17 protein-coding genes, 1 pseudogene and 1 riboswitch are annotated in these 24,362 nt (G+C 46.0%); of the genes and pseudogenes, 16 read left to right on the forward strand and 2 right to left on the reverse strand.

What is annotated here, in order from left to right; translation table 11 throughout:
* The first annotated feature begins 93 nt into the window (after positions 1-93).
* The 5 genes from nifJ to ABXS75_07410 all read left to right on the forward strand — a co-directional run bounded on the left by nifJ (position 94) and on the right by ABXS75_07410 (position 8,011).
* Positions 94-3,633, forward strand: a complete 3,540-nt coding sequence (gene nifJ, locus ABXS75_07390; GenBank protein ID XCP86610.1) for a pyruvate:ferredoxin (flavodoxin) oxidoreductase — start codon at positions 94-96, stop codon at positions 3,631-3,633.
* 311 nt (positions 3,634-3,944) lie between these two features.
* Positions 3,945-4,532: a TetR/AcrR family transcriptional regulator gene (locus tag ABXS75_07395; GenBank protein XCP86611.1), complete on the forward strand. Its 588-nt coding sequence runs from the start codon at positions 3,945-3,947 to the stop codon at positions 4,530-4,532.
* Positions 4,533-4,645: 113 nt separating this feature from the next.
* The gene (locus tag ABXS75_07400) at positions 4,646-5,422 is read left to right on the forward strand and encodes a Uma2 family endonuclease (protein XCP86612.1); all 777 of its coding nucleotides are present in this window, start codon (positions 4,646-4,648) and stop codon (positions 5,420-5,422) included.
* A 120-nt stretch (positions 5,423-5,542) separates the two neighbouring features.
* Complete coding sequence (locus ABXS75_07405) at positions 5,543-6,070, forward strand: GNAT family N-acetyltransferase (GenBank protein XCP86613.1); 528 nt, start codon at positions 5,543-5,545, stop codon at positions 6,068-6,070.
* A 68-nt stretch (positions 6,071-6,138) separates the two neighbouring features.
* Positions 6,139-6,308, forward strand: a riboswitch (Lysine riboswitch).
* Positions 6,309-6,391: 83 nt separating this feature from the next.
* Positions 6,392-8,011, forward strand: a complete 1,620-nt coding sequence (locus ABXS75_07410; protein XCP86614.1) for a Na+/H+ antiporter NhaC family protein — start codon at positions 6,392-6,394, stop codon at positions 8,009-8,011.
* A gap of 235 nt (positions 8,012-8,246) precedes the next feature.
* Here ABXS75_07410 and ABXS75_07415 read toward each other — a convergent pair whose 3' ends face one another.
* Both ABXS75_07415 and ABXS75_07420 read right to left on the reverse strand, forming a co-directional pair.
* On the reverse strand, positions 8,247-9,605 hold the full coding sequence (locus ABXS75_07415) for a HAMP domain-containing sensor histidine kinase (protein XCP86615.1): 1,359 nt from the start codon (positions 9,603-9,605) through the stop codon (positions 8,247-8,249).
* Positions 9,598-10,299, reverse strand: coding sequence for a response regulator transcription factor (locus tag ABXS75_07420; GenBank protein ID XCP86616.1), 702 nt, complete (start codon positions 10,297-10,299; stop codon positions 9,598-9,600). Before ABXS75_07420 ends, ABXS75_07415 begins: the two co-directional genes overlap by 8 nt.
* Positions 10,300-10,507: 208 nt before the next feature.
* Between ABXS75_07420 and ABXS75_07425 the strand changes: the two genes are divergently transcribed.
* The 11 genes and pseudogenes from ABXS75_07425 to ABXS75_07475 all read left to right on the forward strand — a co-directional run bounded on the left by ABXS75_07425 (position 10,508) and on the right by ABXS75_07475 (position 24,118).
* Positions 10,508-10,957: a GtrA family protein gene (locus ABXS75_07425; protein XCP86617.1), complete on the forward strand. Its 450-nt coding sequence runs from the start codon at positions 10,508-10,510 to the stop codon at positions 10,955-10,957.
* Positions 10,954-12,042, forward strand: coding sequence for a glycosyltransferase family 2 protein (locus tag ABXS75_07430; GenBank protein ID XCP86618.1), 1,089 nt, complete (start codon positions 10,954-10,956; stop codon positions 12,040-12,042). The genes ABXS75_07425 and ABXS75_07430 overlap by 4 nt, the downstream gene beginning before the upstream one ends.
* Positions 12,029-14,788, forward strand: coding sequence for a YfhO family protein (locus ABXS75_07435; GenBank protein ID XCP86619.1), 2,760 nt, complete (start codon positions 12,029-12,031; stop codon positions 14,786-14,788). Before ABXS75_07430 ends, ABXS75_07435 begins: the two co-directional genes overlap by 14 nt.
* Before the next feature lie 295 nt (positions 14,789-15,083).
* Entirely contained in the window at positions 15,084-18,008 is a 2,925-nt protein-coding gene (locus ABXS75_07440) for an insulinase family protein (GenBank protein ID XCP86620.1), read from the forward strand.
* A gap of 115 nt (positions 18,009-18,123) precedes the next feature.
* Positions 18,124-19,023 (forward strand): GTPase Era, encoded by a 900-nt coding sequence (era, locus tag ABXS75_07445; GenBank protein ID XCP86621.1) that lies wholly within the window; start codon positions 18,124-18,126, stop codon positions 19,021-19,023.
* Between the two features lie 306 nt (positions 19,024-19,329).
* A complete protein-coding gene (locus tag ABXS75_07450; protein XCP86622.1) occupies positions 19,330-19,506 on the forward strand; it encodes a hypothetical protein in 177 nt (58 codons plus the stop codon).
* The gene (recO, locus tag ABXS75_07455) at positions 19,472-20,197 is read left to right on the forward strand and encodes a DNA repair protein RecO (protein XCP87105.1); all 726 of its coding nucleotides are present in this window, start codon (positions 19,472-19,474) and stop codon (positions 20,195-20,197) included. The genes ABXS75_07450 and recO overlap by 35 nt, the downstream gene beginning before the upstream one ends.
* Before the next feature lie 22 nt (positions 20,198-20,219).
* The gene (gene moaC, locus ABXS75_07460) at positions 20,220-20,738 is read left to right on the forward strand and encodes a cyclic pyranopterin monophosphate synthase MoaC (protein ID XCP86623.1); all 519 of its coding nucleotides are present in this window, start codon (positions 20,220-20,222) and stop codon (positions 20,736-20,738) included.
* 196 nt (positions 20,739-20,934) lie between these two features.
* Positions 20,935-22,326 carry a glycine--tRNA ligase gene (locus ABXS75_07465; GenBank protein ID XCP86624.1) on the forward strand — a complete coding sequence of 464 codons (1,392 nt, stop codon included), beginning with the start codon at positions 20,935-20,937 and terminating at the stop codon, positions 22,324-22,326.
* Between the two features lie 283 nt (positions 22,327-22,609).
* Positions 22,610-22,957: pseudogene (locus tag ABXS75_07470) on the forward strand (DUF4869 domain-containing protein).
* Between the two features lie 195 nt (positions 22,958-23,152).
* Positions 23,153-24,118, forward strand: coding sequence for a translation initiation factor 2 (locus ABXS75_07475; protein ID XCP86625.1), 966 nt, complete (start codon positions 23,153-23,155; stop codon positions 24,116-24,118).
* The last annotated feature ends 244 nt before the right edge of the window (positions 24,119-24,362 follow it).

A 24,362-nucleotide genomic window follows, 5' to 3' on the forward strand; every position in this document is an offset into this window, starting at 1 on the left:
CTAGGTGCAAGAATTACTGGACTTTTTAAAATGGACAGACTATAATAAGAATAAATGTGAAACTATTGACACAGTTAAGGAGGAAAACAAGAAATGGCAAGAGCAATGAAGACCATGGATGGTAATCATGCAGCCGCACATGCATCTTATGCATATACAGACGTAGCTGCTATTTACCCAATCACCCCTTCATCAGTAATGGCTGAAGCTACCGATGAGTGGGCAACTCAAGGAAGAAAGAATATTTTTGGACAGACTGTTCAGGTTACAGAGATGCAGTCTGAGGCAGGTGCAGCAGGTACCGTACACGGCTCCCTGTCAGCAGGTGCGCTTACGACCACCTATACAGCTTCTCAGGGCTTACTGCTTATGATTCCTAACTTATATAAAATCGCTGGTGAGCAGCTTCCGGGTGTATTTAACGTATCTGCACGTGCGATCGCTAGCCATGCATTATCTATTTTCGGTGATCACTCAGACGTATATGCCTGTCGTCAGACCGGATGCGCTATGCTTTGTGAGTCCAGCGTACAGGAAGTTATGGACTTAACTCCGGTTGCTCATTGTGCAGCAATCAAGGGACGTATCCCGTTCATCAACTTCTTTGACGGATTCCGTACCTCTCATGAGATCCAGAAGATCGAGACATGGGATTACGAAGATCTGGAAGATATGGTAGATAAGGATGCGATCGACGCATTCCGTAAGCATGCACTGAACCCGAATCATCCGTGTCAGAGAGGTTCTGCTCAGAACCCGGATATCTTCTTCCAGGCACGTGAGGCATGCAACCCGTTCTACGATGCTATGCCGGCAATCGTTCAGGAGTACATGGACAAGGTCAACGCTAAGATCGGTACGAACTACAAACTGTTCAACTACCATGGAGCAGAGGATGCAGAGAACGTGATCGTTGCTATGGGATCTGTTTGTGATACGATCGACGAGACTATCGACTACTTACTTGCACAGGGCAAGAAGGTCGGCGTTGTAAAGGTTCGTCTGTACAGACCGTTCAGCGCTCAGGCACTTATCGATGCAATTCCTGAGACAGTTAAATGCATCAACGTATTAGACAGAACCAAAGAGCCGGGAGCTCTTGGCGAGCCTCTGTACCTTGATGTTGTTGCAGCTCTTAAGGGCAGCAAGTTCGACGGCGTGAAGATTAACTCCGGCCGTTACGGATTAGGTTCTAAGGATACAACTCCGGCTCAGATCGTTGCTGTATTCGAGAACGTAGACAAAGCAGTATTCACCATCGGTATCGTTGATGACGTTACAGGACTTTCTCTTGAGGTTGGCGCTCCTCTGGTTACGACTCCGGAAGGAACCATCAACTGTAAGTTCTGGGGACTTGGAGCTGACGGAACTGTTGGTGCTAACAAGAACTCTATCAAGATCATCGGTGACAACACCGATATGTATGCTCAGGCATATTTTGACTATGACTCCAAGAAGTCAGGCGGTGTAACAATGTCTCACCTGCGTTTTGGTAAGAAGCCGATCAAATCTACTTACCTTATCAAGACTGCTAACTTTGTTGCATGCCACAACCCGTCTTATGTAAATAAATACAACATGGTTCAGGAGCTTGTTGACGGAGGAACCTTCCTTCTGAACTGCCCGTGGAACGCAGAAGAGCTTGACAAGCATCTGCCGGGACAGGTGAAGGCATTCATCGCTAACCATGGTATCAAGTTCTACACGATCGACGGTATCAAGATCGGGAAAGAGATCGGACTTGGCGGACGTATCAACACCGTTCTTCAGTCTGCATTCTTCAAGCTGGCTAACATCATTCCGGAAGAAGAAGCAATCGATCTGATGAAGAAAGCTGCAAAAGCTACCTACGGCAAGAAGGGTGACAAGATCGTTCAGATGAACTACGATGCAATCGACGCTGGTGCAAAACAGGTCGTTGAAGTAGAAGTTCCGGAGAACTGGAAAGACTGCGCTGACGAAGGATTATTCTCACCGGAAGTTAAGGGCGGAAGAGAAGACGCTGTTTCCTTCGTTAAGAATATCCAGGCTAAGGTCAACGCTCAGGAAGGATATTCTCTGCCGGTATCTGCATTTAAGGATTATGTAGATGGTTCTACACCGTCCGGTACAGCAGCATACGAGAAACGTGGTATCGCAGTTGATATCCCGGTTTGGGTACCGGAGAACTGTATCCAGTGTAACCGTTGTGCATACGTTTGTCCGCACGCTGTTATCCGTCCGGTGGCTCTGACAGAAGAAGATATGGCTAAGGCTCCGGAAGGAATCAAGGCAATCGATATGGTTGGTATGCCGGGAATGAAGTTCGCTATGACAGTTTCCGCATATGACTGTACAGGATGTGGCTCTTGTGCAAATGTCTGCCCGGGCAAGAAGGGCGAGAAGGCTCTCGTTATGCAGAACATGGAAGCAAACGCTGGCGAGCAGGTATACTTCGACTTTGGTACAGAGATTCCTGTAAAACCGGAAGTTGTTGCTAAGTTCAAAGAGAATACCGTAAAAGGTTCTCAGTTCAAACAGCCGCTCCTTGAGTTCTCAGGCGCTTGTGCCGGATGTGGTGAGACACCGTACGCTAAACTTATTACACAGTTATTCGGTGACAGAATGTACATTGCTAACGCAACAGGATGCTCCTCTATCTGGGGTAACTCTTCACCGTCTACACCGTACACCGTAAATGCTAAGGGACAGGGTCCGGCATGGTCCAACTCTCTGTTCGAAGATGCAGCAGAGTTCGGTTATGGTATGCTGCTTGCTCAGAGAGCATTAAGAGATGGCCTGAAGACAAAAGTTGAGGCTGTTGCAGCAGCAGAAGAAGCTTCTGATGAAGTGAAAGCAGCTTGCCAGGAGTGGTTAGACACATTTGCATGTGGCGCTACGAACGGAACAGCTACTGATAAACTGGTTGCAGCACTCGAAGGATGTGACTGCCCGACATGCCAGGATATCGTAAAGAATAAAGACTTCCTTGCTAAGAAATCTCAGTGGATCTTCGGTGGTGACGGATGGGCATACGATATCGGATTCGGCGGTGTTGACCACGTACTTGCAAGTGGAAAAGACATCAACGTAATGGTATTCGATACCGAGGTTTACTCCAACACAGGTGGACAGTCTTCTAAGGCTACCAAGACCGGTGCAATCGCTCAGTTCGCTGCAGGCGGAAAAGAGACCAAGAAGAAAGACCTTGCAAGTATCGCTATGAGCTATGGCTATGTATACGTTGCACAGATCGCTATGGGTGCTGACTTCAATCAGACCGTAAAAGCAATCTCTGAGGCTGAGGCATATCCGGGACCGTCCCTGATCATCGCTTACGCTCCGTGTATCAACCATGGTATCAAGAAAGGTATGAGTAAAGCTCAGACTGAGGAAGCTCTGGCAGTTGAGTGCGGATACTGGAATAACTTCCGTTACAACCCGGCAGCTGAAGGCGCTAAGTTCACTCTTGACAGCAAAGAGCCGAAGATGGAAGGCTACAAAGAATTCCTGAACGGTGAGGTTCGTTACAACGCTCTCGCTAGATTCAATCCGGAGAAGGCAGAAGTAATGTTCGCTCAGAACGAGGCAGAGGCTAAGGCTAGATACGAATATCTGAAGAAACTGATCACACTGTACGGTGGAGAGGAATAAGAGGATATTCTGAATAAAGATTATCAGGCGGCATGGCGAAAGGCTATGCCGCCATTTTTTTGTTACCGTGTATACCTAAGCGAAGGTCCAGCGGGCCTTGTTTTGGTTGCCAAGCATACCTAAGTGAACGTCCGGTGGACGTTCATCTCGGTTGCCAAGCATACCTAAGTGAACGTCCAGTGGACGTTCATCTCGGTCTCATAAAATAGTACTTGACAAAAGCGACACGAGTGTCTTAAAATATAAAAAAGACATTGGTGTCGCTTTTGAATTATCGAAGATATTGAGAAAAGAATGAAAGTGAGAACAGCATGGGAAATAAAGGAGATGCGACGAGAGAGTATATCAAAGAAAAAGCATATACATTATTTGCCGAAAAAGGTTTCAAGGACGTTACGATGAAGGATGTATGTGAAGTGACAGGGCTTAGCCGGGGAGGTCTGTATCGACATTTTGATAGTACAGCGCAGATATTTGAGGAGATCTTTTTGGAACTGACGGGAAAGACGGAGCAGGATTTTGCAGAGCGAATTGATGCGGGAGAGAATGCCAGGCAGATGCTTGAAGATATATTGGAGAAATATAAGGAGGAGATTGAGGAGAAGGAGCGGACTCTGACACTTGCGATATATGAGTATTCGCAGGCGGTCAACAGTGAATTCCTGATTGAACTCAACCGGACGTCGAAGGTCAAATGGAAGGAATTCATTAAATACGGGGTGGACCAGGGAGAGTTTGTTGATGTCGAGATAGATGCGGTCGTGGATTTGATCCTATATGCCTACCAGGGGGCACGAATGTGGAGTAAGATTCTTCCGGTTGACCGCGGAGTGAGCCGGCATATAGTCGATTGCATTTATGGTATGCTGCTTGAGAAAGGTGAGAAGAAGGAAGAGTAGTCGTTTTTTAGGTACTTTAATTGCCTTACCATACTTCCGCTGTGCTTTTGTAAGAAGGAAGAATAGTAGTTTTTAGATACGGAAAGCATACCAGATTATTAAGGAGGAAAGATATGAGAATAGATGAGATGAAAGAACGATCCATAGAGCTTGGATATACCTATGAGAAAGTAGCGGAACTCTCCGGAGCACCGGCTGAAGAAGTGGAAAAAGTTATAGAAGATACGGAAAAGTCCTTTGATTATAATACAATGATAGCATTGGGGAAATTCTTTGATGAGACTTATCCTATGACAGTGCGGGAGAGTTCTCCCCTTTATTGCAATAAAGTTCAGGGAGAATATACTCTGGAAGATTATCTGGCGCTTCCGGATGACAGACGGGTGGAATTGATAGACGGAGTTTTCTATGATATGTCTGCGCCTACCAGTATCCATCAGTTGATAGGCGGGCAGATATATACACAGTTAAACAATTATGTGAGCAAGAAAAAGGGGCCGTGCCTGCCATTTATCGCTCCTGTTGATGTGCAATTGGATTGTGATGAGAAGACGATCGTGCAGCCGGATGTGATGATCGTATGCGACAGAGAAAAAGTTACCAAGGCGCGTATTTTTGGGGCACCGGATTTTGTAATTGAAGTCTTGTCCAAGTCAACGAAAAAGAAGGACAGATTGATCAAACTCCAGAAATATAAGATGGCTGGCGTGAGGGAATACTGGATGATCGACCCGGATAAAAGGAATGTGGTAGTTCATGATTTTGAGAGGGATAAGTCTCCTGTAATCTATGGCTTTGATGCAAAGGTTCCCGTTGGAATATATGGCGGTGAGTGTGAAATCGATATGAGAGAGGTTTATGAAGTGGTTCGTTTCATTTATGAGAGCTAGTAAAATAGATATGGCAATATAGGAATATAGCGGGAAGGATGGCAGAAAGCAGATTGTTATTGGGCATGGTTTGCGTTTAACATTTGATATTATGAAATAAAGAGAAAGGAAGAAAAAAGAATGAAAACACCTATATTAGAAACAGAAAGATTGCTTTTAAGACCTATGACTGTCAATGATTCCGAGGAGGTCTTTAGGAATTGGGCCAGCGATGCAGAAGTGGCAAAGTTTATGAGATGGAGCACACATGAGAATGTGGAGGTAACGAGGCAGTGGCTGGAGAGTGAGGAGAAAGAGATAGAAAGTGAGCAGTTGTATGACTGGGGATTTGTGCTGAAAGAGACGGGAGAGTTGATTGGTTCCGGCGGATTAAGCTGGGTCCAGGAAAAGGGGATGTATGAGCTGGGCTACAATATTATGAGAAAATACTGGAACCAGGGACTCACTACCGAGGCCGCAAAAGAGATTGTGCGGTTCGGACTGGAAGAATTAAAAGCGGAGAAATTATATAGCTGCCATGCAAAGGAGAATCCGGCTTCCGGAAGGGTGATGGTGAAAGCAGGCTTCCAGTATTGGAAGGATGCAGTCTATAGTAGTTGGGATCATACGAAGACATATGAGTGCAGGGAATATATTTTGACAAAATAAATCAAGAATATGCAATAAAAGGTTGACATTTCTATATAAAAATGGTACAACAAGTTATATGTGAATATGGACCGGATAGAGGCGCGGGATTCATCAGTACGATATGACATTAAGGATAGGGAAATCTGTCATATCAGAAAGGGGAGACCGCCGAAGGAATCAGTGTATCCCAAGCTGGTTTCTGGGACGATGCAGAAGATGCAGCGTACTGTCACATTTGTGGAGCGCTATCAAGATATGCTATGTACAGCCATGAATATACCTCCGTGCGGACGATATTCATGGCGTTTTACATTTTAAAGGAAAAGAGAGGATTTACACATGAAGACAAAGGTAAGAAGACTGATGTGGGCTTTCATGGCGATTATATCTGCGGTACTGTGCAGTCCGTTGGTCGCATTTGCGGCTGAGGAAGCCGAAGAGTACGTACCTGCCATGTATGCCAGTTTCTGGGCGTTGGTGCCGCCGATCGTAGCGATTGGACTGGCGCTGATCACAAAAGAGGTTTATAGTTCTCTGTTCATTGGAATTCTGGTGGGCGGTTTATTCTATTCCGGATTCCAGTTCGAAGGAACGATCACACACATTTTCCAGGATGGAATTATTGGAGTGCTGTCTGATTCATACAATGTAGGTATTCTGGTATTCCTGGTAATCCTGGGAACTATGGTATGTATGATGAACAAGGCAGGAGGCTCTGCCGCATTTGGGCGCTGGGCCAGCGAGCATATCAAGAGCCGTGCAGGTGCGCAGCTTGCGACTATCCTGTTGGGCGTTCTGATTTTTATTGATGACTATTTTAACTGTCTTACAGTGGGAAGCGTGATGCGGCCGGTAACGGATAAGCAGAATGTATCCCGTGCGAAGCTGGCATATTTGATTGATGCTACGGCAGCTCCTGTTTGTATTATCGCACCGATTTCTTCCTGGGCGGCTGCAGTTACCGGTTTCGTAAAAGGGGAAGACGGATTTTCCATTTTTATCCGTGCGATTCCATATAACTACTATGCAATTCTGACGATTGTCATGATGGTTGCCATGGTACTGATGAAATTCGAGTACGGCACCATGAGAACACATGAAGAAAATGCGAAAAAAGGTGATATCTATACTACGCCGGATCGTCCTTACGCCAATGCAGAGGAAGATGTCGTTGAGAACGGCAAAGGAAAAGTGATCGATTTGCTGATCCCGATCGTTGCGCTCATTATTTGCTGTGTAATCGGTATGATCTATACCGGAGGATTCTTCGATGGAGTAGGATTCGTGGAAGCTTTCTCCGCAAGTGATGCGTCCGTCGGACTTGTACTTGGAAGCTTCTTTGGATTTATGATCACAGTCGTTCTCTACATGGTAAGAAGAGTACTCAGCTTCAGCGATATCATGGCCTGTATCCCGGACGGATTCAAGGCGATGGTTCCTGCAATTTTAATCCTGACTTTTGCATGGACCCTGAAAGCTATGACCGACAGCCTGGGAGCTGCAGAATATGTGGCGGCTATCGTAGAGAGCAGTAAGGGCGGATTCCTGGCAATCCTGCCGGCAATCATTTTCCTGGTAGGCTGCCTTCTGGCATTCGCGACCGGAACCTCATGGGGAACCTTTGGTATCCTGATCCCGATCGTTGTTGAGGCGTTCCAGAATACGAATCCTACCATGATGATTATCTCCATCTCAGCATGTATGGCAGGCGCGGTATGTGGAGATCACTGTTCTCCGATTTCGGATACGACGATCATGGCTTCTGCGGGAGCACAGAGTAACCATATCAATCATGTAAATACACAGCTTCCGTATGCGGTCACCGCAGCAGCTGTTTCCTTCGTGACATATATCATTGCAGGATTTGTGAGAAACGCATGGATCGTACTTCCAATCGGAATTGTTCTGATGATTGGAACTCTGTTCGTGATTCGCAGTATGGTGCCGCGGGAGGAATAACTTTTATCGGGAATGTCAGGATTGAATTCCGTAGGATTTTTATATAACTATAGTAAAAAGAATACGTCCCTTTTTGAAGGTGCGTTTGATAGAATGAGTGAGAGGGCAGATATACTGCCCTCTCGTTATATACTGTCGAATTTCACTCTTATTTTTTTATATCACTCTTACTGTTTTAGCAGCGGTAAATGTATGTTTCTTCATTGTACTACCTCCGAATTCTTTAAGTTGATATTTACCTGAGCGGAAACGTCAGTTCAACCAAAAAGTTTCCTCCCGTCTCCTGCGTATTTACCTCCCCTTCCAGCAGGCGCATCATTTTTTCAACACTCTTTAGTCCGATATTGTTTCCGGACACCTTGGAAGTATCCTGCTTGATAGAATTTTCTATCGTGACCATAATTCTCCGGTCAGATATAATTCCGTTTACCTGAACCGGAATTCCTTTATCACCGTATTTCAGGATATTGGAGAACAAATTATTAAATATACGTTTCAACATAGTCTTATCACTTTTCAATACCCCCGTGGTTTCGGTAAAATGAGTTGTGGCGGTAAATCCAGCCAGGTGAATGAAGTCACAGTTCTCCAGCAGGCATTGCCGGATAAAATCAGTGGAGATCCAGATAAGCTCCGGAGTCTCAGCCTCTTCGTATATCAAAGCATATTCAAACATCCGGTCCGTCATTTCTTTGATATCTGACGTCTTTTTCAGACAGCGCGACAAATATTCTTCCTGCTTTTGTGGATTTCGGTTTAGTTTAAGCACCTCCAGATAACCGTTCAAGATCGTGAGCGGCGTTCTGAGATCATGGGACATGGCCGTGATCAGATCCTGGTTTGCCTTCCGGCTCTGGGCCTCCCGGAGAATATTCTCGCTCAGTGTGATGCGAAGGTTATTCAGCTCCCGCGCCAGAATTCCGATCTCATCTTCGCCGCAGCCAGGAACGGTGTGTGTCAGATTGCCTGAAGCCATCAGAAGAACTTCGTCCTCCAACACGAGAATAAGTCTTAGTTTCCGCCCGACGAAAAACAGAAGCAGCGAAATAAAAAATACGGTGCACAAAGCGATTGTAAAAATAAGGAAGGGGAAGGCGAAAAAACTACGGTAGTAGGTGTATATCATTACATCAGCATAGCCATTTTTAAATTGCATAGTAAACTTCATCATATCTTCTCCAAGGCCGTCCGTCATACTATATCCGAAGTTGAACCAACTGCGGAAGGAAGAATCGGATATTATTTTGGTAGGTCTGCCGGCCCTGTAATGTCCGTCCTCTGCTCCATAAATAAAGATACTGTAACCCGGATCAAACAGGTCGAAGAAGGGGCCAAGTTCGGCTTCAGCAGTTTTTTCGTCGGTGCCTATTTCCGGGATATCATATTTTAAAGCCTCCTCGGTGCAGCGTATCCAGAATTTGTCATCTTCATTATAGGAAGGGTGGGGGATAAGATCGAGATCCGCCAATTTTCCGTAAAACAGCCATTTATTGTACCAGAGTAATACAAATAGAAGAAAAGTCAAACAAAGGGACATCAGGAAGACGACGGCAAACTGCGTGCGGATCTTCCATTTTTTCATACGTCTAATCACAGCGGTACCCCTTTCCCCAGATGTTTATTATAAGCTCCGGATTTTTTGGATCTTTCTCGATCTTGCGGCGCAGGTTTCGGATATGCACCATGACCGTATTGTTTGCGCCGTAATAGTATGGCTCGTTCCATACGGCTTCGTAGAGCCGCTGGGCTGAGAAGGTTTGGTGCTTGTTTCTGACGAGGAGGGCAAGGAGGGCGAATTCGGTGTCGGTCAGTTCCAAAGGTTTGCCGCCAGCCAGAACCGTTTCCTGTTCTTCGTCGATCTCAAGATGGTGGTAGGTGAGCTTTTGTGGCGGCTGAAAAACATTTTCCTTACCCTGGTAGACCTGATACCGCCGGATCAGCGCTTTGGCGCGGCTGATCAGTTCGTTATAGGAAAACGGTTTTGACAGGTAGTCGTCCCCGCCGCTGGAAAATCCCAGAGTCTTGTCGCTGTCTTTCGTGAGCGCGCTCAGGAACAGGATCGGAGCATTGCTGCTCTTTCGGATTTCCAGGCATGTCTGGTAGCCGTTCATGCCCGGCATCATGATATCCAGAATGATAAGGTCGAATTCGCAGGAGGAGAGAAGCTCAAGGGCGACCGTACCGTTCGGCGCCTCCGTGACGAGAAATCCCTCCCCTTCCAATAAAATATGTATGATCTCCCGGATTTCCGGGTTGTCGTCTATTATGAGAATGCGCGATTGGTCCATAAGATAAATATCTCCTTATTCTAAAATGTTGCTATGTTCTTATTATAGCGGAATTTTAGAAAAAATCAGACCTTCTTAAGAAAGTTTAAGATTTATTTTTGGCGTTTCTTAAGAAGGAGGGAGTAAAGTATGGGAAAGAGAGGGAAAACTAGGAAATAGAGAAACAATGCGAAAATAAAAACAGTAAGAACTATGTGAAAAGCTAAGAATGAAATTAAGAAAGGGCGGGGAGCATGTGAAAAAAATGTGGAAAAAAGCAGTGGGAAGCCAAGTGGCGCGGTATTTGTTTTTCGGAGGCTGTACGACATGCGTGAACCTGGGGATATTTACAATTCTGCACTATCTGGCAGGTATGGGAACAAATCCTGCGAACCTGCTTTCCATTATCATATCGATTTTTTTTGCCTTCTGGGTGAACAGGAGATTTGTATTTCAAAAAGCGCAGGAGGGCACCAGACAGATAACGGAGGAATTCGTAAATTTTACGGGAATGCGGTTTGTGACTATGCTGATTGAATTCTGGGGCGTAGTATTGCTGGCGGGGCCACTTAAAGTCCCGGCGCTTGTAAGTAAAGTAACCATTCAGATTGTAGTGATTTTGTTGAACTATATTATCAGTAAATTTTTCGTGTTTCGGGAAAAGGAGGTATCGCTATGAGTAAAATTACAGTTGTAGTTCCATGCTTTAATGAGGAAGAGGCGCTTCCGGTCTATTATGAGGAAATGTGCCGGATCATGGAACAGATGCGGGAGGAAGAGTTTGAACTCTTGTTCGTGGACGACGGTTCCTCGGACGGGACTCTGGAAATTTTGAAAAATATGAACGAGAAGGACAGGCGGTGCCGCTATCTGTCTTTTTCCAGAAATTTTGGAAAAGAAGCGGCGATCTATGCGGGGCTGCAAAATGCGACCGGCGATTATGTAGCGACGATGGACGTGGATCTTCAGGACCCGCCCGGGCTTCTGCCGGAAATGTACCGCATTTTGACGGAGGAAGAGTATGACAGTGTGGCGACGAAGCGTTCCACAAGAACCGGGGAGCCGCGGATCCGTTCTTTCTTGTCAGAGAGCTTTTATAAATTCATCAACCATATTTCAAAAACAGAGATTGTAAATGGCGCCAGGGATTATCGCCTGATGAAGCGGAAAATGGTGGAGGCGGTCCTTAATATGAGCGAATATAACCGTTTTTCCAAAGGAATCTTTGAGTGGGTGGGATTTCGGACCAAATGGCTGGAATTCCAGAACGTGGAGCGGTCTGCGGGGGAGACAAAATGGTCGCTTCGGAAGCTGTTCGTGTACTCTTTGGAAGGAATTACCGGATTCTCGGTCGCGCCGCTTTCTCTGGCGTCGGTGGTGGGAGTAGCGTTTTGCCTTCTTTCCTTTTTGATGATCGTGTTCATCATCGTGCGGACCTGTATCTGGGGAGACCCGGTCTCAGGCTGGCCGTCGCTGGTGTGTATTATATTTATGGTAAGCGGAATTCAGCTTTTTTGTACGGGAATCGTGGGAGAATACCTGTCAAAAACGTATCTGGAGACGAAGAAAAGACCTATCTTTATTTTGAAGGATTCCAGCGAGGAAAAGAAGGCGGAAGGGAAGGCAAAAATGTCCCTGATCAAAGGCGGAAAACGAGTGCCGCTGCATGGCCCGCAGGACGAGGAATATATGGGAAAGAATACGATGGAACAACAGGAAAAACAGATGGACGAAAGGCCGGATTTGCAATATGAGAGGAAATAATAAAGAAAGCAGGGGACGGAAAAAGCACGCTATCGAATCAGCCAGGAGTTTCGCGCCGTATCTGGCTCTGGGGGTGGCGGTCCTGTCCTTCTGCTGGCTCTTTTGCTGCCAAGCATGCCTAAGTGAACGTCCAGTGGACGTTCATCTCGGCTGCCAAATGAACCTAAGTGAACGTTCGGTGGATGCTCATCTTGGCCTGGGACAGGTGGTGTTTGGGGCAAAAGTGGACTGGCTTAGCCAGCACAGCGTATTTCCGGAGTATTTCCGGCAGCAGTTTTATGAGACCGGACAGCTTTTCCCGGAGTTCGCGGCCAATATTGGTGGCGGGCAGAATATATATCATTTTGCGTATTATGGATTATATAACCCGATCATTCTGATTTCCTACCTGCTCCCTTTTGTGAAAATGTCGGATTACCTGATGGCGGCACAGATTTTATGCCTGATGGCGGCTGTTCTTTTGTTTTACCATTGGCTGAGGCGCAGGGGCTTTGAGACGGGGGTCAATCTGGGCTGTTCGCTGATGTTCCTCTTTGCAGGACCGATGATTTTTCATTCCTATAGTCAGATCATGTTCGTGAATTATATGCCGTTTCTGGTACTCGCGCTTATGGGGGTGGACCGGTATTTTGAATCGGATGGCAGGCTGCTTACGGTCGGTACATTTTTGATGATCATGACCAGTTTTTATTTTAGTATTGGCGGAATACTGGTTCTGGTGTTGTATGGGGTATATCGATATTTGCAGAAAAAGGAAGAGGCGGGACTGCGGGTGACGCTTCGGGGCTTTTTGACCGATGGAATTTGCTTTTTGTTTCCTATGCTGACTGCCGTTTTGCTCAGCGGAATCCTGCTGGTGCCTACGGCCATGGCGCTCATAGGGCAGGGAAGAGGCGGCGCTAAAGGGGTGAGCCTGGGCGAATTATTTCTTCCAGAGCTGTCATGGAACCGGTTTTTCTATTCGCCTTATGGAATCGGGCTCACCACGCTGGTGCTAGTGGTGCTTCTTACGGGACTGACCTATAGGAATAAGGCGGACAGGGCCTTGTATCTGTGTACATTGGGAATTCTCTTAATTCCGGTATTTGCGTGGGCCTTAAACGGAGGACTTTATATTCGCGGCAAAGTCATGATTCCGTTTCTTCCGCTTTTGTGTTATATGATAGCGGATTATTTGAAAAGACAGAAGCGAAAAGAAATCTCACTGGCATCCGGGGCGGTTCCCTACCTGCTTGTGGCGTTTCTGATTTTCGTGGGAAGGCAAAGTGGGAAAATAGCGGCCGGGCGGAAGCTGCTTGTGGCAGATTGCATGATCATGTTGTTTTGTTATGGCATATTTTGGAAAAGAAGAAAGGCAAAGATTCTGTTAGTTCCGGCAGTGCTGTTTTTGACGGTATTTAATCTTGTGTGTCACACGCAGGCGGGAAGAATATTGGAGACGGAATTCTATGAGAAAATCACCGACGAACAGATTGGAGCGATAATCGCGCAGGTGGAAGAGGAGGAAGAGGGCTTCTACCGGACAGAACAGTTGGGAACGGATCGGGAAAATGAAGCGAATCTGAACCGGGTGTGGGATATGGGCCAATACATTTCATCTGTTTATTCCTCTACATATCATGCGGGATATGCAGATTTCCGGAAAAATGTATTTGGTCTGGAGGAGCCCTTCCGCAATATTTTAATGCAGTCGGCTTCCAAAAATCCGATATTTCAGCGTTTTATGGGAGTGAAATATGTCGTTTCGGAAAATCCGGTGCCGGGGTATGAAGTTTATTTTGACGGTGGAAAACAGAAGGTCTATGTGAGTAGCGAGGCCCTTCCCGTTGCTTATGCGACCGACCGGGTGATGTCCGGGGAGGAGTATGAGAAGCTGGAGTTTCCCTATAACCAGTTGGCGTTGCTTGAATATGCCGTGGTGGATGAGGAAAATCAGGGGAATGTGGCGTGTGATGAGAAGGAGATAACCGGGAAGAATGGGGGAAAGAAGGCGGGGAAGAATGAGGAAAAATGTTTTCTGGATACGTGTCAAGTAGAGCGGATTAGTGTCGGCCTGTCAGCAAAGGAAGATACGAAAAAGTATGATAAAAATAACTCTGTAAGTGAAACAGAAAATGGATATAGTATCAATATCAAACAGAAAATCCAAGCAAAGCTATCCCTTCCTGGAACCATAAATAAGGGAGAAATCCTGTTCCTGCGTTTCCGGGTAAAAAACAGAAATACTTCTAAGGATGTAGCCATTTGGGTAAATGGCGTGCGCAATAAATTGAGTGCAGGAAGTCACATTTACTATAACGAAAATGAAACCTTTACTTATGCCATTTTGCCGGAAGTAGAGGAAAATGCGTTGGAGGTCGTGTTGGGAGAAGGAGATTACGAGATTGCAGATGTGGAATGCCTGATCGGGAAAATGAGCGGGACCAGGCAGGAATTATGCCAGTCCGAATTTGTGCCGGATCAGATGCGGACGAAAGGGAATCAGATAGCCGGGGAAATTGAAGTTTTGGATGATGGATACTTTATTACTTCCATTCCTTATGATGAAGGGTTTGAAGTGCGGGTAGATGGGAAAGCTGTCTCCTATATGAAGGTGAATACGGCATTTCTTGGATTTTCAATCGAAAAAGGGGAGCATAAGATTGAACTCATTTATCATGCACCGGGAGCGACAGCAGGGAAAATCGTATCGGTCGTAGGCATTTTATTGTTTCTTTTTGTCTGTATCTCATCTAAAAAGGGGTGAACTTTAACCTGTTATTTGAAACTTGATTTGCTAAAAAGTGAACGGTATTTATCATTTAGATAGATACTGTTCTTTTTTCGGTTGCCAAGTATACCTGAAATAAGGTCCAGTGGATCTTGTTATGGGAAAGTCATTAACAGAGAAAAATTTATAAAGACAGAATGTGTGGGAGCGCATTCTATTTTAGAAAAGCCCTTGTATCAGAGCCGGGAAATGTGTAAAATAGAGTTTATGAAGTAAGAGCCAGGATATCATAGTATATATGCTGGCAAATTAGTTTGCGGAGGAAAATGAAATGGATTTAACAAAACTGACTGCATATGAGATCATAGAGCAAAGAGAGCTTCCTGATTTGAAATCAGAAGGGGCCTTGCTGCGCCACAAAAAGAGCGGTGCCAGAATACTTCTGATCTCTAACGACGATGACAATAAGGTATTCAACATTGCGTTTCGGACGCCTACGACGAACAGTACCGGAGTTCCGCACATCATGGAGCATACAGTGCTCTGCGGTTCCGAGAAATTTCCGGCGAAGGATCCCTTTGTGGAGCTGGTAAAGGGGTCTCTCAACACATTCTTGAATGCCATGACCTACCCGGATAAGACGGTATATCCGGTTGCAAGCTGTAACGACAAGGATTTCCAGAATCTGATGGACGTCTATATGGACGCAGTTCTGCACCCCAATATTTACAAGCATCAGGAGATCTTCCGTCAGGAAGGCTGGAGCTACGAGTTGGAGGAGCCGGATGGAGAACTGATCTATAACGGCGTGGTATATAATGAGATGAAGGGAGCCTTCTCCTCGCCGGACGGAGTGCTCGACCGGGTGATCTTAAACTCCCTGTTCCCGGATACCACTTATGCGAACGAATCCGGCGGTGACCCGGAGGAGATTCCGAATCTGACATATGAGGAATACCTGGATTTCCACCGGACCTATTATCACCCGTCCAACAGCTATATCTATCTCTACGGAGATATGGATATGGAGGAAAAACTGGAATGGCTGGACAGCGAGTACCTGTCTGCCTACGAGAAAAAAGAGGTGGAATCTACGATTGGATATCAGAAACCATTCGACAAAATGATTGATATTTCCAAGGAATATTCCATAGCAAGCAATGAATCTTTGGAGGACAATACCTATTTATCCTACAATAAAGTGATTGGAACCAGTCTGGACCGCGAGCTGTATCTGGCTTTCCAGATTCTGGATTATGCACTCCTTTCTGCGCCGGGGGCCGTTCTTAAGAAGGCTTTGCAGGAGGCAGGAATCGGCAAGGATATTACCGGGTCTTATGATAACAGTACCTATCAGCCGATTTTCTCGGTCATTGCGAAAAATGCCAATGCGTGCCAGAAGGAAGAATTTGTAGGGATCATTGAAGATACCCTTCGCTTGCTTGTGGAGAAGGGAATCGACAAGAAATCACTTTTGGCGGGAATCAATTATCATGAATTCCGTTACCGGGAGGCTGATTTCGGAGGATTTCCCAAGGGACTGATGTATGGACTTCAAATCTTCGACAGCTGGCTGTATGACGACAGCAAGCCATTTATCCATGTAGAAGCGCTGGATACCTTTGCATTCTTAAAGGAACAGGTGAATCAGGGATATTTTGAAGGTCTGATCCAGACCTATTTGCTGGACAATACGCATGGCTCTATCGTGACGGTCGTGCCGGAGCGGGGAAGAACGGCGCGGATGGATGCGCAGCTTCGGGAGAAATTAAAGGCATATAAGGAATCCTTGACAGAGGAAGAGATTAAGAAGCTGGTGGAGGATACGAGGGCGCTGAGGGCTTATCAGGATGAACCGACGCCACAGGAGGATCTGGAGAAGATACCGATGCTGTCCCGGGAGGACATTTCCCGCGAGATCGCGCCGGTCTATAATGAAGAGATGCAGATCGCAGGCATTCCGGTCGTGTTCCATGAAATCGAGACGAACGGAATCGGATATCTGGATCTGATGTTTGACCTGTCCGATGTTCCGGCTGAGATGCTGCCCTATGTGGGAATTCTGCAGGCCGTGCTCGGCATCATTGATACAGAGCATTACGAATATGGAGAATTGTTTAATGAGATCAATGTAAATACAGGCGGAATCGGAACCTCTCTGGAGCTGTATCCGGATGTGACGAAAGTCAGGGAAAAAGAGTTCAAGGCGACGATTGAGATGAAAACGAAGGCTCTTTATGATAAGATTCCATTTGCGCTTCAGATGATGCAGGAAATCCTGGTATGTTCCAAACTCCGCGATGAAAAGCGGATCAAGGAGATCCTGGATATGACCAAATCCCGCCTGCAGACCCGTTTCCTTACGGCAGGCCATTCGGCGTCGGCGCTGCGTGCGATGTCCTACAAATCCCCGCTGTCCAGATTCAAGGATATGACGGCAGGAATTGAATATTATCAGTGTGTGAGCCGTCTTACCAGCCGGTTCGAGGAGGAGAAGGAGCAGCTTATGGACGCCCTGGAATCTCTTACGCACCTGTTGTTCAGGAAAGGCAATATGATGGTCAGCTATACGTCTGCAAGGGAAGGCCTTGGCGTTTTGGAGGAAGGTCTTCGTAAGTTGAATGCGGCATTGTTTGAGGAGAAGACGCCGGGAACTGCCTGCGTGATTCAGTGCGAGAAGAAGAATGAAGGATTTAAGACGTCCTCCAAGGTACAGTTCGTGGCCAAGGCCGGGAATTTCATAGACGCAGGATGTGAGTACAGCGGAGCCCTTCAGATTCTGAAGGTGATCATGAGCTACGAATACCTTTGGGTAAATATTCGTGTAAAAGGCGGCGCTTACGGTTGTATGAGCAGCTTTAACCGAATCGGAGAAGGATATTTCGTTTCCTATCGCGATCCGAACCTGGCAAAGACACTGGAGGTCTATGACGGCGTGCCTGAGTATCTGCGGAATTTTACGGTCAGCGACAGAGACATGACAAAATACATCATCGGAACGATCAGTAATATTGACCAGCCGATGACGCCTGCCGCAAAGGGAGACCGTTCCATGAACCTGTACATGAATCATGTCAGTGAAGAGGTGATCCGAAAGGAGCGTATGGAAATCTTAAATGCAACCCAGGAGGATATCCGTGCGCTGGCAGATGTTGCGGAAGCAGTTCTTTCCCACGATCAGATCTGCGTCATTGGAAATGAAGCGAAGATTGAGGAGGATAAGAGCGCATTTACAGAAGTGAAGGATTTGTTTTAGGGCGACAGAATACGGTATAGGGGAAAGTGTATATCTTAAGGCGATGGATAAAATATAAAAGAAATCATATGACAAAAAGATTATATAAACGACATATATTACAGAAAGGGAAAATATGAGAGCAGATTACAAATCAGGATTTGTAACCTTGATCGGGCGGCCGAACGTAGGGAAGTCCACGCTTATGAATTATCTGATCGGGCAGAAGATCGCGATTACGTCCAACAAGCCCCAGACGACCCGCAACAGGATCCAGACCGTCCTTACGACGGAAGAAGGGCAGATCGTTTTCGTGGACACGCCGGGAATTCACAAGGCGAAGAATAAGCTGGGGGAATATATGGTAAATGTTGCCGAGCGTACCTTAAATGAGGTGGACGTGGTGCTTTGGCTGGTAGAGCCGACCACGTTTATCGGGGCGGGAGAGCAGCATATCGTGCGGCAGCTTGAGCGCGTCAGGACGCCGGTCATTTTGGTGGTAAATAAAGCGGATACCGTAAAAAAAGAGGAAATCTTACCGTGTATTGCAAAATACAGTGAGGTCTATGATTTTGCGGAGATCGTTCCGCTGTCTGCGAGAACGGGGGAGAATACGGACGAGCTGCTTAAGGTCATTATGAAATATCTGCCCTACGGCCCGCAGTTTTATGACGAGGATACCATCACGGACCAGCCGGAGCGCCAGATCGTGGCGGAACTGATCCGGGAGAAGGCGCTGCACTGCCTGAATGAGGAGATTCCGCACGGAATCGCGGTGTCCATTGAGAAGATGAAAGCACGCAAAAAGGTGATGGATATTGAGGCGACGATCATTTGTGAGCGGGAGTCTCATAAGGGGATCATCATCGGGAAACAGGGTGCGATGCTGAAAAAAATCGGCAGCACGGCGCGGTTCGAGATCGAAAAGATGCTGGATATGAAGGTGAATCTGCAGCTTTGGGTGAAGGTAAAGAAGGACTGGAGAGACAGTGATTTCCTGATTAAGAATTTTGGGTATCGGGAAGAGGACGAGTAGATTTTTGAAGAGTTGTGGCTTTCACAAAAGAGATTCAGCGAGGAAGAAGTCTGTGGACTTTGGGAACTTTGTGTGACGATAAGGACAGGTTTTTATGAAATGTCAAGGGATAGGGCTGAAAAAATGCTGGCAGATTTTATACAGTATAGCTTTTTAGTTCCGGGAAAACCTAATCTTATACAAAAAGCCCAGGTGTCATAAAGATTGGTGCAGGATATTCTTTTTGCTGCGCTTGTCGGGTAAGAAAGTAGTTTAGCGCTGTATATGACACAGAGGCGAATCAGAAGAAAAGATGAGGTGGCCTTGATGGATCAGCGATACTGGGAGCAGTTTGCAAAAACGGGAAAGGTAGAAGATTATCTCTTTTATAAGGGCATGGAAATCTGCCAGAATATTATGAAAAAGTACGGGGACGAATGCAGTGAGTCAGTTGATAACGGTGACGGGAATGGTGCTGTCGGCATCACCGATTGGAGAATATGATAAACGGATCGTCATACTGACGAAGGAGCGGGGAAAGTTGTCGGCATTTGCCAAGGGGGCCAGGCGTCCCCAGAGCCATCTGGCAGGCGTGACGACGCCCTGCTCTTTTGGCACGTTTGCACTCTATGAGGGCAGGACTTCCTACACGGTACAGTCTGCGGAGATTTCGAATTATTTTGCAGAGCTGAGAGGCGATGTGGAAGCGGCGTATTATGCATTTTATTTCCTGGAATTTGCGGACTATTATGCCCGGGAGGCAAATGACGAGAGGGAACTTCTGAAATTACTCTATCAGACCATGCGGGTGCTGACAAAAAGAGTGGTTCCACTAAAGCTGGTGCGTTACATATATGAACTGAAAGCCATCAGTATCAATGGCGAGGGCCCCCAGGTGTTCCAGTGCGTGGTCTGTGGAAATCGGGAAAGAAGCAGTATGTTCAGCGTGAAAAAGGGCGGTCTGGTGTGCGGGGAGTGTGACCGGGATGTATACGACGGAATGCGGCTGAATACGTCGACCCTCTATGCGATGCAGTATGTGGTGTCATCGCCGGTCGAGAAGCTGTATACGTTCCGGCTAAGCGATGAGGTACAAGGCGAGTTCGGACGGGTGATGGAACGGTATATGGACGTCTATGTGGACCGGCGGTTCAAATCGCTGGAGATTTTGGAGCAGATTGTGGGTATGAAGTAGAAAAGGTAGAGGAGAAGGGAAAATGGAATTGACGCATTTTGATGAAAATGGAAAGGCTTTGATGGTGGATGTCACCGCAAAAAACGATACGGAGCGTGTGGCTACAGCGACGGGAAAGATTACGGTAAGTAAAGAGGTATATGAGGCAATCGAAAATGGTACAGTTGGGAAAGGCGATGTGCTGGGGGTGGCGACGACCGCCGGAATTATGGGAGCGAAGCGGACTTCGGAGCTGATTCCTATGTGCCACATTCTTCTTCTGACGAACTGTAGGGTGCGGTTTGAGATGGTTCCGGAGGAGTCTGCGATTTATTGCTTCTGCACCGTGAAGGTGACAGGGAAGACCGGAGTGGAAATGGAGGCTTTGACCGGAGTCAGTGTGGCGCTTCTGACGGTTTACGATATGTGCAAGGCAATCGATAAATCTATGGAGATCGGGGATATTTATCTGATCAGGAAGATTGGTGGTAAGAGCGGAGAGGTGAAGAATGCGAATCATCGAAAAGTGCAGGAACTTGCCGAAAAATTAAATATTTTGTAGTACGAGGAAGCGGGAAGAGTTTTCTACACACCGGGAGGCAGAGAATACGTCCATAAATCGGGCAAAAACGGAATGCATCTGGGAAAAAACAAGGATTCTACTTGCAAAATATGGAATCTATCTGTATAATAGGATAATCATACCTTGTGACGGGGTGTTGATTAAAAATTAAGAAGAGAATGCGAGGATTGGTATTATGGTAGAAAAGACAATGGACAAAATTGTAGCTTTGGCAAAAAACAGAGGCTTTGTATATCCGGGGTCTGAAATCTACGGGGGACTTGCAAATACGTGGGATTACGGTAATCTTGGGGTAGAACTCAAGAATAACGTAAAGAAAGCCTGGTGGAAGAAGTTCGTTCAGGAGAATCCTTACAATGTAGGCGTCGACTGTGCGATTCTTATGAATCCCCAGACATGGGTTGCATCCGGTCACCTGGGAGGATTCAGTGATCCGCTTATGGATTGTAAAGAGTGCCATGAGCGTTTCCGGGCAGATAAATTGATTGAAGATTATTCCAAAGAGCATGGAATCGAGCTGGAAGGAAGCATCGATGGCTGGACGCATCAGCAGATGGCTGATTTCGTAAGAGAGCACGAGATTCCGTGTCCGACTTGTGGTAAACATAATTTTACAGATATTCGTGAATTTAACCTGATGTTCAAGACATTCCAGGGCGTGACCGAGGACGCAAAGAACGTTGTATATCTTCGTCCGGAGACTGCACAGGGAATTTTCGTAAACTTTAAGAATGTACAGCGTACTTCCAGAAAGAAACTTCCGTTTGGTATCTGCCAGGTTGGTAAATCCTTCCGTAACGAGATTACACCGGGTAACTTCACATTCCGTACCCGTGAGTTCGAGCAGATGGAGCTGGAGTTCTTCTGCAAACCGGATACCGATCTTGAGTGGTTCGATTACTGGAAGAGCTACTGCCTGAACTGGCTGTTCACCCTGGGACTTAAGAAAGAAGAAGTTCGTTACAGAGATCATGATAAAGAGGAACTTTCCTTCTACAGCAAGGCTACGACTGACGTAGAATTCCTGTTCCCATTTGGATGGGGCGAGCTGTGGGGCATCGCAGACAGAACCGATTATGACCTGACTCAGCATCAGAATACGTCAGGACAGGATATGACCTACTTTGATGATGAGACCAAAGAGAAATATATCCCGTATGTAATCGAACCGTCACTTGGAGCTGACCGTATGGTACTTGCGTTCCTCTGCGGCGCTTACGATGAGGAAGAATTAGAGGGTGGAGACAAACGTACTGTTCTTCATTTCCACCCGGCTCTTGCTCCAGTCAAGATTGGTGTGCTTCCGCTTTCCAAGAAGCTGAACGAGGGAGCTGAGAAGATCTATACCGAGCTTAGCAAATACTACAATTGTGAATTTGATGACCGTGGAAATATCGGTAAGAGATATCGTCGTCAGGACGAGATCGGAACTCCGTTCTGTGTAACGTATGACTTCGAGTCTGAGGAAGATGGCGCAGTGACCGTGCGTGACCGTGATACGATGGAGCAGGAAAGAGTTAAAATTGAAGATCTGAAGGCTTACTTTGAGAAGAAATTTGAGTGGTAAGATTTAAAGGAAGAGGTGCTGCTGTTCGTGGAAAAATCCATGGGCAGCAGTTTTTTGCTGCCAAGCATGCCTAAGTGAACGTCCGGTGGACGTTCATCTCGGCTTTGTGAATACAACGGATAGGAAAAGCATACGACAGACAAAAAACGGCCAGTTCCTCTTTTTTATTTGAGGGATATGTGTTAGAATCTATACATATTATTGTGTTTGCGTTTAAAGATTTTTACAAATTGGCAGGAATTAATCCTGCAAGATGAGTGCTTCCAGAAAGGAGGACTGCACCATGTTAAAGATTATATTTGGAGAAACTGCAGGGGCAGTTTATCATCCCCCTACCTATTTTGACAACCGATACGAAGACGAGTGGATTACTGATCCGCTGTCGATTGAAATGATAAAAGACATTGATAACTCAGATGTGATCAGTGCCCACTTAATTCAAAGCCCGGTACTTGGCGCAATACCTGTCAAGGATATTTCCGGAGGTGTAAAAACGTTGATTTTGATGGCATTTGATGAAAGCGGAAAAGTGTTCAATGCGTCTGCCTGTGGAGACAACTGTGCCAAGTGGATCGTGAAGCTGGGTAGGCAGAAAGATTTGACCATCAATCTACATCATGTGATGGATTTTAGCTGCCAAGCATGCCCAAGTGAAGGTCCGGTGGACCTTCATCTCGGCTGCCAAGCATGCCTAAGTGAAGATCCGGTGGATTTTCATCTTGGCAAGGCCATTGACTTTGAGGCCCTGATTGTGAATACTGGTAAGACTGTTCATAGCTATGAAGAGTATTTGAAAGAAGCTTTGACCATAAAGGAGCGTTGATGTATGAAGGGAAAATACCATATTGTTGTGCAAAATAACAGGCTCCGTTATGAGTTGACTGTTTGCAGGAACATCACCATCATTCGTGGAGACAGTGCTACCGGGAAAACTACGCTCATCAACCTGATTGAACAGGCGGCTGAACTGGGTGAGAATTCTGGTGTAGATGTGGTCTGTGAACGGCCATGTCGTACTTTGAGTGGAAAGGACTGGAACCTGATTTTGCCACACATTCATGAGCAGATCATTTTCTTCGATGAGGAAAACCAGTTCATAAAATCTCAGGAGTTTGCAGCGGCAGTAAAAGCCTCGGACAATTACTTTGTGATTATCACGCGAGAGGATTTGCCAAACCTGCCTTATTCGGTGGAGGAAATTTACGGCATTCATATATCCGGCAAGTATCACGACTTACGGCGTACCTACAATGAGATGTATCGTATCTACAGTCCAGAGACATTTTCCGGAAAAGTGAAACCGGATTTGATTGTGGTTGAAGACTCTAACTCCGGCTATGAGTTTTTCAGTGCGGTATGTTCGGAGCATAATATCAACTGTCTGAGTGCTAAAGGGAAATCAAACCTGAAACAGGTGGTTCCCCAAAGAGAGGGACAGATTTTGGTAGTGGCAGACGGTGCGGCTATTGGTTCTGAAATGAATGAACTGTATCAGATGATGAAGATCAATTCATGCATGAAATGTTATCTGCCGGAGTCTTTCGAATGGCTGATTTTGAAATCCGGCCAGATTGACGGCAAGGCTGTTCAGGATATTTTGGAGCATTCGGAGGATTTTATTGAAAGCCAGAAGTATTTTAGCTGGGAGCGTTTTTTCACTGCGCTTCTGGTGGAATATACGCAGAATTCTTATCTTAAATATAGCAAAAGCAAGCTGAATGAAGCCTATTTACGGGGCAAGTTGAAGCAAGCTATGTTGGCTGTGATGGAAGGCATTTGTTGGGAAAAGTAATTTCTCTGATATTGGATTGGGCCAGGCAAAAGCATGACAAAAATGATTAATAAAAACGTTTGATCAGATAATCTTTTGAATAAAAGGACAGAGGCAGATAAAAGAAATTTTTAAAAAGTTTCTTTTATCTGCTTTTTTCGTTTCAAAGGAAAGTACGCTATATGCAGTAGAATCCTGCAGAGCAGTATTCTATTTCGCATAAATGAGTAATATATTATTATATACAAAAAATATGATAGCGCTT

This window comes from Roseburia hominis, from assembly GCA_040702975.1.
GTDB classification, from domain to species: Bacteria; Bacillota; Clostridia; order Lachnospirales; family Lachnospiraceae; genus Allocoprococcus; species Allocoprococcus hominis_A.

Excerpts from the sequence above, each read along its gene's own strand:
- nifJ (XCP86610.1), top strand. The coding sequence starts at position 94 with ATGGCAAGAGCAATGAAGACCATGGATGGTAATCATGCAGCCGCACAT.
- ABXS75_07430 (XCP86618.1), top strand. The coding sequence starts at position 10,954 with ATGAGTAAAATTACAGTTGTAGTTCCATGCTTTAATGAGGAAGAGGCG.
- ABXS75_07465 (XCP86624.1), top strand. The coding sequence starts at position 20,935 with ATGGTAGAAAAGACAATGGACAAAATTGTAGCTTTGGCAAAAAACAGA.
- ABXS75_07410 (XCP86614.1), top strand. The coding sequence starts at position 6,392 with ATGAAGACAAAGGTAAGAAGACTGATGTGGGCTTTCATGGCGATTATA.
- ABXS75_07435 (XCP86619.1), top strand. The coding sequence starts at position 12,029 with ATGAGAGGAAATAATAAAGAAAGCAGGGGACGGAAAAAGCACGCTATC.
- ABXS75_07475 (XCP86625.1), top strand. The coding sequence starts at position 23,153 with ATGAAGGGAAAATACCATATTGTTGTGCAAAATAACAGGCTCCGTTAT.
- recO (XCP87105.1), top strand. The coding sequence starts at position 19,472 with ATGGTGCTGTCGGCATCACCGATTGGAGAATATGATAAACGGATCGTC.
- era (XCP86621.1), top strand. The coding sequence starts at position 18,124 with ATGAGAGCAGATTACAAATCAGGATTTGTAACCTTGATCGGGCGGCCG.
- ABXS75_07440 (XCP86620.1), top strand. The coding sequence starts at position 15,084 with ATGGATTTAACAAAACTGACTGCATATGAGATCATAGAGCAAAGAGAG.
- ABXS75_07420 (XCP86616.1), bottom strand. The coding sequence starts at position 10,299 with ATGGACCAATCGCGCATTCTCATAATAGACGACAACCCGGAAATCCGG.
- ABXS75_07405 (XCP86613.1), top strand. The coding sequence starts at position 5,543 with ATGAAAACACCTATATTAGAAACAGAAAGATTGCTTTTAAGACCTATG.
- ABXS75_07395 (XCP86611.1), top strand. The coding sequence starts at position 3,945 with ATGGGAAATAAAGGAGATGCGACGAGAGAGTATATCAAAGAAAAAGCA.
- ABXS75_07425 (XCP86617.1), top strand. The coding sequence starts at position 10,508 with ATGAAATTAAGAAAGGGCGGGGAGCATGTGAAAAAAATGTGGAAAAAA.
- ABXS75_07450 (XCP86622.1), top strand. The coding sequence starts at position 19,330 with ATGGATCAGCGATACTGGGAGCAGTTTGCAAAAACGGGAAAGGTAGAA.
- moaC (XCP86623.1), top strand. The coding sequence starts at position 20,220 with ATGGAATTGACGCATTTTGATGAAAATGGAAAGGCTTTGATGGTGGAT.
- ABXS75_07400 (XCP86612.1), top strand. The coding sequence starts at position 4,646 with ATGAGAATAGATGAGATGAAAGAACGATCCATAGAGCTTGGATATACC.